Origin of the sequence: Paenibacillus sp. JNUCC-31, from assembly GCF_014844075.1 — a bacterium.
Taxonomy (GTDB): Bacteria; Bacillota; Bacilli; order Paenibacillales; family Paenibacillaceae; genus Paenibacillus.
On record NZ_CP062165.1, the window covers coordinates 3027168 to 3038901 of the forward strand.

Below are 11734 nucleotides of genomic sequence, written 5' to 3' on the forward strand. Positions count from 1 at the left end.
TCAGAAAACTCTATTTAACCAATTTGCAAAATAACCGCGGGGTGGGGCATCTGAACGATCCACTTTCCGACACCCAGCTAGTTAACCTTAGCCATGTGCTCCCCGCAGTACATCTGCTGTGCAATGCACTCGCCTTATCTAATTATTTCGCAAGTTCTGCACGTGCTTTTACCCATTTGTCATTCAGGTCCTTCATGATGTCGTCATACGATTCGCTGCGGTTACCGATGCCTGCTTCGATAATGCGTTTCTTAAAGTCAGGCTGCCAGAGGCCGATCTCGCCTTCGTTGTCGATTTTGTCAACGAGACCTTCCTGTCCTTCTTTGGCAGGAGTCAATGTGGAGAATGTAACGTCTTTGTATTGATCCAAGATCGGTGGCAATTCTGCATTTTTGTCTGCGCTCATACCTCCACCTTGCTCAACCGCATAGTTTGATTTCGCAAGGAACCAGTCAATCCACGCTTTTGCAGCAGGTTTGTTCTCACTGTTCACGTTCATGCCGATGTTATAGTCTGCAGCGAGTGGAACGACTACATCACTTGCATTGGTAGGGAATGGCAAGAATCCGATATTATCCGGTGTATCCGTCAAGCCTTGAATTTGCGTAATCGCCCATGATCCAAGAGCCATCGTTGCAATTTTGCCGTTCGCAAGGTCAGCCTTGGAGCTTTCCCAGTCGGTTGTGGTTGGATCTTTCTCGATCAGGCCATTTTTGGCAGCGTCATAAAGCACTTTGTACAATTCATAGTGCGGCTTGCCAGCCACAAAGTTCTCATCTGTGTTCGGTTGATCAATGTTAACGTAGTCCACGCTGCCTGCAACCGTCGGCAGATCCGCTTCCCACTGCGTCAAAGCCCAACCGGAGGCATAGTTGGTGTACAGTGGAATTGCCTCCGTATTGTCTTTCACCAGTTGGAGCGCAGCCTGGAATTGCTCAGGTGTTTTTGGCACTTCCGTAATGCCAGCGTCCTTGAATACCTGTTTGTTATAGATAATTCCGGAGAACGTGATGACCGTAGGGATACCATAAACTTGGCCGTCTACCATGCGTTCTTCAATCCCTGTGTACTTGTCTTTCAACTCATCATACGTACCCAGCGGTTCGAAAAAGTCCGGGATGTCGGCAATGGGTACGCTGGTAGGGATCATCAGCACATCCCCGTAATCTTTGGTGCTCATACGGATTTTCACTTGTCCTTCGTAGTCGGCCAGTGCCTGGAAGTTTACTTTTACATCAGGGTATTCCTTATTGAACTCCGCAGCGTAATCTTTGAATACGGTATCAACTATATCCGTCCGTTGAGTTAGAACAGTAATTTCACCCTTGATATCCGCCGGGTCCGTGCTAATCTCCTCTCCTGCTTGTGAAGAGCCACCTCCGGAAGAGCAAGCTGCGAGCAGAGAAGTAATGAGCAGCAGGGTAAGCAGAAGCATCCAACCTTTGTTTTTTCTCAATTGATTCGACCCCTTTTCTAAGTTAATTTAAGTTATCGTTAAGGTTACAAAATGAATTTTATTATGGTAACGCTTACCTGTCAATCAAATTATTTATTACTTAACAAAAAGTTTTTCTCTGAGGACTCGTTGACAATACTTATATCCGACACTAATATTATTAAATAAAGTTAACGATAACTTAAATAAATTGATCCTGTACCTCAAAGGGGCGCTTACTTATGACTCACACCAATGACATCAAGACTGAAATAAAGGAACACTGGGAAGGACATATTTTGCCATTCTGGTCTGCCCTCAAAGATCATACCAACGGCGGTTTCTACGGCTGGGTCGGCAATGACCTTCAGGTCGATCCACTCGCCCCCAAAGGCGGAATCGCTACGGCACGACAATTATGGTCCTTTGCAGCAGCATACCGGGTGACCGGAGATGAAATCTGGCGTGATCATGCGGAGCACGCTTACCGTTTTCTCGTAGATCATGTGATGGATACGGAGTATGGCGGCATGTACTGGATGGTGGATGCCAAAGGAGAACCACTGGACACGAGCAAACATGTATACACGCAATCCTTCGGCGTGTATTCACTCAGCGAGTACTATCGCGCAACTGGCGATGCATCGGCATTGGAGTTAGCGAAAACGCTTTTTGCCCTGATTGAGGATCAAGGCCTGAATGCCGAACTACCTGCATACAAGGAACAATTCGACCGCTGCTGGAATGAACAGGCCAATGAAATGCTGAGCGAAAACGGCGTAATTGCGGATTATACGATGAATACGCATATTCATGTGCTGGAGGCTTACACCTCGCTCTACCGCGTATGGCCGGATCAGCAAGTGAAAGCAGCATTGGAACGCCTGCTTGGGATTTTGTATAAACGGGTGTATGACATAAACACCAAGTTTCTGGGGGTGTTTTTCAACAAGGATTGGGAATCCATCATCGATCTACGCTCGTTCGGACATGACATTGAAGCCAGCTGGCTGATTGACGAAGCATTGAAAACACTGGGTTTGGAGCAGCATCCGGAGTATTCAGCGATGGTTACAGATATTGCCTATAACATTTCCAACGTGGCCGTGCAGACCGATGGCTCTCTGATAAATGAGCAAGAGGGTGAACACGTCGATGAGACGCGGATATGGTGGGTTCAGGCAGAGGCGATGGTCGGCTTCTATAACGCGTATCAGCGTACAGGTGATCCATTGTTTCTGGAGAGAGTGGAGCGTTTGTGGACGTATACGAAGGAACATATTATCGATCATCGCGCTGGTGGGGAATGGTACTGGTCGGTAGACGGGGACGGCACACCGGATCAAAGCGAAATCGCTGGACCGTGGAAATGTCCGTATCACAATAGCAGGTTTTGCATCGAACTAATCGAGAGGATGGGATAACCATGATACACCCTAAATACAATGCATTGCTGGAGCAGCAGGAGCAACTTCTTACGCGCCAAAATGAAATTGATTCTTCTTTCTACAACGGCGTATATGATCGGTACCGTTATCCGGTGATCACACGCCATCATGTGCCGCTGCACTGGAGATTTGATCTGGACGAATCGACTAACCCCCATTTCATGGAGCGTCTGGGTATTAACGCTACGCTGAATCCGGGTGCCATCTATTTCAATGGAAAATATGTGATGGTCATCCGAACCGAGGGCTTGGACCGCAAATCCATCTTTGCCCTGGCTGAGAGTGATAACGGCATTGACGGATTCCGTTTCACAGGCAAGCCATTGGTATGGGAAGATATCGATGCTGACGAAACCAACCAGTATGATATGCGATTGGTTCAGCATGAAGATGGCTGGGTCTATGGTATCTACTGCTCGGAGCGCAAAGACCCGAAAGCTCCGGCATTCGATACATCCAGTGCCGTAGCCCAGGCTGGGCTTGTCCGGACTCGCGATCTGGTCAGCTGGGAACGTCTGCCCAACATTGCGACCAACTCACCACAACAACGGAATGTGGTATTGCATCCGGAATTTGTGGATGGCAAATATGCGTTCTATACACGCCCACAGGACGGATTCATCTCCACAGGCAGCGGCGGCGGGATCGCCTTCGGTCTGTGTGAGGATATTCTGAATCCGGTCATTGCAGAAGAAACCATTATCGATGAACGCAAATACCATACCGTATATGAAGTGAAAAATGGTCAGGGTCCTGCTCCGCTCAAAACGGAACGCGGCTGGATTCACATTGCCCACGGAGTACGCAACACAGCAGCTGGGCTGCGTTATGTGCTGTACACGTTCGCCACGGATCTGAATGATCCGGCACGCATCATCGCCAAACCGGGCGGGCATTTCATTGCGCCTTATGACGACGAGCGTGTAGGCGATGTGTCCAATGTTATTTTCTGCAACGGTGCGGTAGTCAATGAACAGGGTGAGGTCTTCATCTATTATGCATCCAGCGATACCCGCTGCCATGTGGCAACAACGACGCTTGATAAACTGGTCGATTACACCTTCAATACCCCGGCCGATCCGTATCGTTCCCTGGATTGCGCCAGCCAGCGCGGTGACCTCATCGAGCGGAATGAGAAGCTTTTGCACAAACAATTGGTTTAATTCGAAGAGTAACTTTCGACGGAAAAATGCAGCATGCTGAAAAATTAGCGTAACCCCTGCCAGAATTTCTTTATTCCATGTGGGTAACGATGTATACTAATATGGATTGTTGTTATGCTTGAAGGAAGCGCTAACCATAATGACAGCACATTGTACGTAAACCGGCTTGAAGGAGGCGACCAAAGCTGAAGAACAATATCACCATGCGGGATATCGCCGACAAGCTCGGAGTTAGCAGTGTGACGGTCTCGAAAGCATTAAATGATAAAGATGGCGTCAGTGGCGAATTAAAGGAAAAAATTAAAGTGCTTGCCGTTCAGATGGGCTATCGGTATAACGCCGCTGCCCGTTCAATGAAGGAAGGCTTGACTCATAATATTGGCGTTATTATCCCGGAGCGTTTTACCGGACCTACACAATCGTTCTACGTACGTGTATTCCAGCGCATCACCAAACATCTGGAGGACCAGGGGTACTACGGCATTCTGCACATTCTGAATGTTCAGGATGAAGAGGAATTAACACTACCCAAACTGTACAGCGACAGCAAAGTGGATGGTTTCATCGTGCTTGGACAGATCAGCAAAGAGTATATCGAGCTGGTCCAGTCGATGGACGTTCCCAAAATGTTTCTCGATTTCTACGACGAACATTCCGATATCGATTCTGTCGTAACCGATAACTTTTACGCTGCTTATGAGCTGACGAACTACCTGGTTCAACAAGGACATCGCCGCATCGCCTATGTGGGAAATCTCTATTCGACAAGCAGCATTCAGGATCGGTTCCTCGGTTATTACAAATCATTGCTGGAACATCGATTACCGATGAATCCGGATCTTATTCTTAATGACCGCGATGATCGGGGTACATTTATTGAAATTGATCTGCCAGAACAGCTGCCTACGGCTTTTGTATGCAACTGTGATCAGGTCGCTCATCTGCTCGTCCAGAAGCTGACCTCTCTGGGTATACAGGTACCTGCACAATGCTCCGTGGTTGGATTCGATAACGATATCTATGCCACGCTTTCCGATCCCAAATTAACTACGGTTGAGGTTGATGTGGAACAGATGGCGCGTACTGCAGTTCAGTCCATGCTCAAAAAGATTGATAACCCGAGTCGCAGCTTCGGCCGCGTACACGTGAAGGGCAACATCATTTATCGCGAATCGGTGAGCGCTGCACCCGCCTCTTCGGATGACGCGTCGAACTAGACGAGGAACAAGGTTTCTTGTTCCATAAAAAGAGTGCTCCCGGCCATTACGGCTGCAGGAGCACTCTTTGCTTATGAAAAAACGATGAAATGGCTTGGGATCCCTGTAGATTGCAGCCACAAGCCACTCGTTTCAACACCCGATTCGTGTTGCTGCCTAGTAGTTTGTCTTCAGCCAGTTGTCTTTGGACCAAGTCAGTTTGCCTGCACCTGCTCCACTTGTTCCGGTAAGACGTGCATTCAGCGTCGCTGGATCATCGGTTGTGTAACTGTAAGGAAGTGAAGAGAATCCGTTCCAGGAGAAGGCTTTGATGGCAGCGGGAACTGGACTAAGCGGACTGCCAGACGTATCACTGTTTCCACGGAATGAGCTTCCATCCAGGGAATACATCGTGTCGCTTACCTGAATTTTACCGGTATACGTTGCATCGGCCGGGTCGGTCTGGTTGTTGCGGACCGGGAACAGTACGTCTTTGATCACCGACTTTTCGACCAGCACTGCACCGCTTTCGGTGGAGATCGCTCCATTGCCGATAATATCAAAATGGTACCCTTTGGACGAGATCGCGGTTGCCATCGCCGAAGTGATTCTGTCCTTGGCTGCACGTGCCCCTGTCGCATCCATCACGATATTGTAGGCATGCGCGTTCCCTCCGCGCAGGCGCGGCATGCGATCCTGGATATCCCTGTACAGGTTATGGTGCAAGGTCATGGACAGATTGGCATTGGCTGATTCGAAGCTGGTCGATCCAACCAGATGGCCTTTTTTCTGAGGAGACGAAATGGCAATGATATCAGCTTTGCTGAGCCCAACCGCGCTGCTGCGCAGGTAATTGTACATCGGATAGGAAGCCTTGTTCGCTTCCAACTCATTGATTTGCTGGGTAACCCAGCTGTTCGAGCTGCCGTCATCGCCTCTGAAGAGGGACCAAGAGATGGTCACGCCGCTGGTTCCTTTTTTGGAATCGACGAGCCCGTCATACGCTTTATTGAATGTACAGTGGTCAATCCACACGTTGTTGTTCTCTTCCAGGGTAATGTAATCCCAGTCGTTTTTATCGTAATCGCCTTTGGTCGACTCATCCCATTCCCATAACTCATCGAATTCAAGGTTACGGATAATCACGTTGGAACTGCGTTTAACGCTAATGGCCGCATGTTTGATCTTGGACCCGTTGGCTGAGAAAATGGTCAGGCCATTGAAGCTGTCAATCGTCAGCTTGCTCACGCCCGTTTGTTTTAGTACGGGGTGAGTCAGCGCATCATTATGCTTGGCAAAAGGAGATGTCTGAGCAGCGCTCGGAATTTCGTTCCATCCCAGATTCAGGTCGTTCATAATCTCGACGACTTTGACCCCGGAGTTCTTTTTCAGCGCGGCAGCCAGATCCGTTGCATTGTACACCTTCTTATACTTGGACGTATCCGATTCGCTGATGGTGCCCCCACCCGTGTTTCCTTGGGAGAAACCTGTAAGATTGTAATCTGCATTACCCGCTGCCTGTACACTTGTCGGTCCAGACAGTAGGGTAAGGCCCAGTGTCAGAGCCAGTGCAGCACTGCACCATGTTCTAATTTTGCTTTTCATAAAACCATTCCTCCCTAATTATAATGATTACGTCCGTCCATCTCTGCCATCGCATGTCACGAAGGACTTGTCCTCAATGTAAATGTTGGAAGCGATTACAACAATAATCCTTATCTCAGGTAGTTTCGTGATTCTAACATCGACCCATAAATAACACCCGATTTAACCAGGAGCAGTCCAATTTCAACTTATGCCCATGAAAAAAAGCCCCCGAAGGAGCTTACTATTATCTCGAATATTCCTTATTTATCTTTTGATGGAACGTGTCCAGAACCCGCCATGGAACTGTTTGGGCTCGACGGTAATGACAAATGCTTTGGGATCCAGCGCCAGAATGGTCTGATAGAGCAGTTTCTGGTTTTTGCGTTTCGCCAGAATTTCCATAACCAGCCGGTCTCCGTCACGTCCACTGCCAACCCAGGCGGTAACGCCGTAACCTTTATCGCGCAGGGCATTCGCCACATCCCCGCCCATCTGATTACATATAACTTTAACGGTAACGTAACCGAGTGCAATCTTCTCCTCAATCCAGGCACCGAGTAAGACACCCAGCCCGTAACCAACGGCGTACACAATCAACGCAGAAGGCTGGGTCAGATATTTGAGTACCAGATTCAGACCGAGAACATAGATTACAATCTCACCCATACTGATGAGCGCAGCAATATATTTTTGTCCTTTGAGCGTCAAGATCATCCGAAGTGTATACGCGGATACATACACAATCTGGATCAAAAAGATAAATACCAATATTTTAAACAATCGCAATCCCTCTTTCCTGACTTTCACACCGGAATGGCCGTTTGTTACGTGCCTTCGTTCCGCTTCCCCTGCATGTCATTTACGCTTCTGTACGTTTACTCTATCTCCATCATTGGACGTTATGTGGTCACTTTAAACGGGTTGGACATAAATCGGGCTATATTTTCTGCCCATAGGCATGCCGGAACTGCCATTATAGAGCCCTTTCCGCTCATTATCAACCCGGCGAGAGATCCAGGGGCGAAAACCTGCATGTCTGAATATGCTGAACTATCAACAACGAGATTGAGGCGTACAGGCAAACAGGTTCGGGATACCAGGGTTACCAAAAAGGGGGAACCGCCATGCAGGTGTGGCACGAGATGGAGCGGGAAGGTATGGAAGAACTCATATTTTGCCATGATCCCCGCAGCGGGCTCAAGGCCGTCATTGCCATTCATAGTACAGTTCTCGGTCCCGCACTTGGGGGTTGCCGCTGCTGGACGTATGCGTCGGAAGAGGAAGCGGTTCGGGATGCCATCAAACTCGCCAAGGGCATGACCTACAAATCGGCGGTCTCCGGTCTGCCCTATGGCGGGGGGAAAGTTGTGGTGTGGGATGTACCAGCCGGGCTGGGGGATATAACAATTGGTAGCAGTCCAGGTGGTAAAATCCTTAAGAAAACGAACGCGAATCCCAAGGGGCAAACACACGGGGATCAAGAAGCGGGGGAACGCGAAGCGGAAACGACCGGGAACATCAACGCCTTGAGCTTGCAAGCCTCCAAACGCGCAGCGATTTTCCGTGCGCTTGGTCGTTTCCTGGAAAGACTGAACGGCCGCTATGTCACTGGTCTGGATCTGGGCACTACGGCGGCAGACATGGACCAGATTAGGCTGGAGACGGCATACGTGACGGATACCACCGGATCGCTTGGCGCACAGGATGACTTCACGGCCGATATGACCGCCTATGGTGTATACACTGGCATTGTGACATCGCTGCGTCACCTGGGCATTGGTGCCTTGCAGGGCATTTCCGTTGCCGTCCAGGGACTGGGCAAGGTCGGGCATGCCCTGTGCCGTTACCTGCATGCAGCCGGGGCACGGCTCATTGTGGCAGACGTTGTACCGGAACGTGTACAACGTGCCCTTATGCAGTTCAGCGGCGCCACCCCGGCCGATCCGGCCCGTATTCACGCCGCTGACTGCAAGGTGTTCGCCCCCTGTGCCCTAGGGGGCGTATTGACCCTGGCAACGGTGGAGGAGCTGCGCTGCTCCATCGTTGCCGGGGCGGCGAACAACCAGCTCAGCCATCGTGAGCTGGTTGTCCGCCGCATGCAGGCGCGCGGCATCCTGTACGCGCCTGACTATGTGCTCAATGCAGGCGGAATCATCAGCACCGCCTGCGAGCTGGAGGGCGCAGGGCCCGACCTGATCCGCCAAAAGGTGGCGGGGATTGCGGGCACGCTGTCCAAGGTCTATGCGAGAGCGGAACAAGCTGCCATCTCCACGGCAAATGCAGCCGATCAACTCGCAGAGGCTGTCCTGCAAAGCGGAAAATCCCACACTTAACTTACCCGTTAAGTATTCCGGTTCCATGTTCCCGTTCACTTTTCCTGGCTCCTCATCCTTCAACCGTTAGAGACACTCGCTTTACCCGGTGCAGCATCGTCCAGAGCAGCACATTGGCCACTATCAGCAATGCTGCATAGATCCAGATGCCTGCCGGTATGGTGCGGATGAAAACATGTAATCCCCATAACAATGCCATGAGCGGAAAGAAGGCAAATACGAGCCAACCATCACTCTGCCCGGCCACACTAAAGGATTGGGAGAACGGCGGTTTTCGCAGCAACAGTTTTCCAGACAAGGGGATAAGTGCGGTTGCCACCAACAGTATAATGATCATATCCGGGAGAATCCGCAGACCAAAGGTCCACACAAATACGATGGCGTTCAGTATCAATACGGGCAGAAACATATTGCATAAGAAAGCCTTCAGCGCTCCGCTATATAACACGTTCTCATTAGCCAGAGGAGCCGCCCGGAATGTCCAAAACGCCTTGTATTGTCCGGAGTACTTCAGCATGGTTACCACCGTCACAATCAACAAGAGCACAATATACAGCGTGTAAAAGAAGGAGCTTCCCCTGAATTCTACCCATGTGGAACTCTGTAGTTGGGTGAACCAGAACACATATGGCAAGACGAAGGATAATCCCATGGACGGATACACCTTGAGCTTGAATTCCCGCTCATTTCGCATCATACTGGCAGACAAACGAAAGCACGCCTGCTCTTCTCTGGAACGGGAGAATATCTTAGCCATGATGCGATCCCATCCCCCACGTCTTCGTCCAGAAGCCTGACCTGCATGTGCCATTTTCTCCAAATACAATTCGAAGGAAGGCATCAGCTTCACGTACACCAACAGACTTACAAAAGGGACGATCAACGCAAGCGCCGAGAAAACATACAGCCAGGTATCTCCCCCACCGCCGAACAGCAGCTCAAATGCCGCGGCATACCATACCGGAGGCAGCAGTAACTGCCACCAGGCAGGCGTAAACACCATATTAAAATCGATAATGCTGAACGAACGTATGACCAGCTGATATCCTACAGCAATCCCGATCGAGAGCAGGATCTGCACCATATTAATCATGTCCTTCAGCTTCTCGCCATCCAGAAACTTCATCATGAATAGATAGATCAGGGACGTGGTCACCAGAATCAACATATTTATCAGAATCAGCTCCACCAGAAAAAGCAGGAAAAAGCCGATTCCGTGGGCAATCAATCCCGCTATCAGCGGCCCAGCCGTCAGGGAACCTGTCAGCAGCAGCAGATAGACTCCTGCGTGGATGGCACGAGCCATGCCAACGGTACGTCCGTTTACCGGCTTGGTCATGATGATATTACGGTCCCGGATATCGAGCAATACCGAAGAAAAATCAGAGATCATGGAGGTCATAATCATAAACATCAGCATGGCGGTCACTAGACCCATCTGAAGCATATAGTGTCCCGTATCCCAGACCACAAACGGAACCAGAATCAGCCCCATCAGTGCGTATAACCAGAGGGAACGCAGGTACAGATTGCCTTCTTTCTGCTCCTTATTATTGCGTGTCGACAAAACCGTCGGCACCCTGCGCTGATCCATCTGGAATTTCACCCGTAAAATCAAACGCAGCACATCATAATCCGCTCCCGTTTTGGTGATGATAGGCCGAAAATGATCCAGAATCTTCAGTGTGCGAAAGTCGGAGGAATCCGCCATATCAGTACACCTCCTGCACAATGGACACAAAGCGTTCCGCAATGGCCTGATGCTCATTAAAGCCCGTCAGCTGATTGAATACTTCCTCCAGTGAGCCCTCCATGGACTGCTGCTGGAGCTGCCTGAACGTACCATCCGCCATCACGCGTCCTTCGGCAATCAGGACGATACGGCTGCTGATCTTCTCCACCACATCCATGATGTGTGACGAATAGAATATGGTCGTACCTTTGGCCGACAGCTGTGTCAAAATCTCCTTCACCACCATTACACTATTGGCATCCAGACCGCTGAGTGGTTCATCCAGGAACAACAGATCCGGGTCATGTAACAGTGCGGAGATCAACAGCACTTTCTGGCGCATGCCTTTGGAGAAGGAAGCAATGCGGGAATGATATGATTTCTCCAGTCCAAAACAGTCCATCAGCAATTTCGCCTTATAATCGGCATCTTCGTAGGATAACCCGTACAATTCTCCGGTGAACGTCAGATACTCTGCCGGGGTTAATTGTTCATATAGCTCCGCAACTTCCGGTACATAACCGATTCTGCGTTTATATTCCACGTCACCGTCTGCGATATCCTTGCCAAAGATGCGAACCGTACCCACATATCCCTCAACCAGTCCGAGCAAAATCTTGACCGTGGTGCTTTTACCCGCACCATTCGGACCAATGTATCCGATCATCTCGCCCCGATTCACTTCCAGATCAATACCATTCAGCACATAACGCCCGTTATATCTCATACGCAAGCCTTCAATTGAAAGTACTTGTTTTTCACTCACTTCGTTTTCCAGCCCCTGTCCTATATATTTCTACAATTCTACTAGTTTACCACAGATTGGGATGGAAATGATCG

Annotated in this window: 9 protein-coding genes; 4 read left to right on the forward strand and 5 right to left on the reverse strand. The window is 49.7% G+C overall.

The features are described from left to right. Window positions 1–142 precede the first annotated feature (142 nt). Complete coding sequence (locus JNUCC31_RS13045) at window positions 143–1456, reverse strand: ABC transporter substrate-binding protein (RefSeq protein WP_192271702.1); 1314 nt, start codon at window positions 1454–1456, stop codon at window positions 143–145. Between the two features lie 221 nt (window positions 1457–1677). Between JNUCC31_RS13045 and JNUCC31_RS13050 the strand changes: the two genes are divergently transcribed. The 3 genes from JNUCC31_RS13050 (at window position 1678) to JNUCC31_RS13060 (ending at window position 5263) form a co-directional block, all read left to right on the forward strand. Next, window positions 1678–2859, forward strand: a complete 1182-nt coding sequence (locus JNUCC31_RS13050; protein WP_192271704.1) for an AGE family epimerase/isomerase — start codon at window positions 1678–1680, stop codon at window positions 2857–2859. A 2-nt stretch (window positions 2860–2861) separates the two neighbouring features. Then, complete coding sequence (locus JNUCC31_RS13055; protein WP_192271706.1) at window positions 2862–4046, forward strand: glycoside hydrolase family 130 protein; 1185 nt, start codon at window positions 2862–2864, stop codon at window positions 4044–4046. Window positions 4047–4249: 203 nt separating this feature from the next. Beyond that, window positions 4250–5263 (forward strand): LacI family DNA-binding transcriptional regulator, encoded by a 1014-nt coding sequence (locus JNUCC31_RS13060; RefSeq protein ID WP_192271708.1) that lies wholly within the window; start codon window positions 4250–4252, stop codon window positions 5261–5263. 156 nt (window positions 5264–5419) lie between these two features. On the opposite strand, the gene JNUCC31_RS13065 is transcribed toward JNUCC31_RS13060, so the two are convergent. Both JNUCC31_RS13065 and JNUCC31_RS13070 read right to left on the reverse strand, forming a co-directional pair. Further along, the gene (locus JNUCC31_RS13065; RefSeq protein WP_192271710.1) at window positions 5420–6847 is read right to left on the reverse strand and encodes a pectate lyase family protein; all 1428 of its coding nucleotides are present in this window, start codon (window positions 6845–6847) and stop codon (window positions 5420–5422) included. A gap of 246 nt (window positions 6848–7093) precedes the next feature. Further along, a complete protein-coding gene (locus tag JNUCC31_RS13070; RefSeq protein WP_079348022.1) occupies window positions 7094–7609 on the reverse strand; it encodes a DUF2179 domain-containing protein in 516 nt (171 codons plus the stop codon). 344 nt (window positions 7610–7953) lie between these two features. Here JNUCC31_RS13070 and JNUCC31_RS13075 point away from each other — a divergent pair, with 344 nt between their 5' ends. After that, window positions 7954–9162 (forward strand): Leu/Phe/Val dehydrogenase, encoded by a 1209-nt coding sequence (locus JNUCC31_RS13075; protein WP_192271712.1) that lies wholly within the window; start codon window positions 7954–7956, stop codon window positions 9160–9162. Window positions 9163–9214: 52 nt separating this feature from the next. On the opposite strand, the gene JNUCC31_RS13080 is transcribed toward JNUCC31_RS13075, so the two are convergent. Together JNUCC31_RS13080 and JNUCC31_RS13085 are read right to left on the reverse strand one after the other, a co-directional pair. Continuing rightward, window positions 9215–10873, reverse strand: a complete 1659-nt coding sequence (locus tag JNUCC31_RS13080; RefSeq protein WP_192271714.1) for a hypothetical protein — start codon at window positions 10871–10873, stop codon at window positions 9215–9217. 1 nt (window position 10874) lies between these two features. Next, window positions 10875–11660 (reverse strand): ABC transporter ATP-binding protein, encoded by a 786-nt coding sequence (locus tag JNUCC31_RS13085; protein ID WP_192271716.1) that lies wholly within the window; start codon window positions 11658–11660, stop codon window positions 10875–10877. Between the last annotated feature and the right edge of the window lie 74 nt (window positions 11661–11734).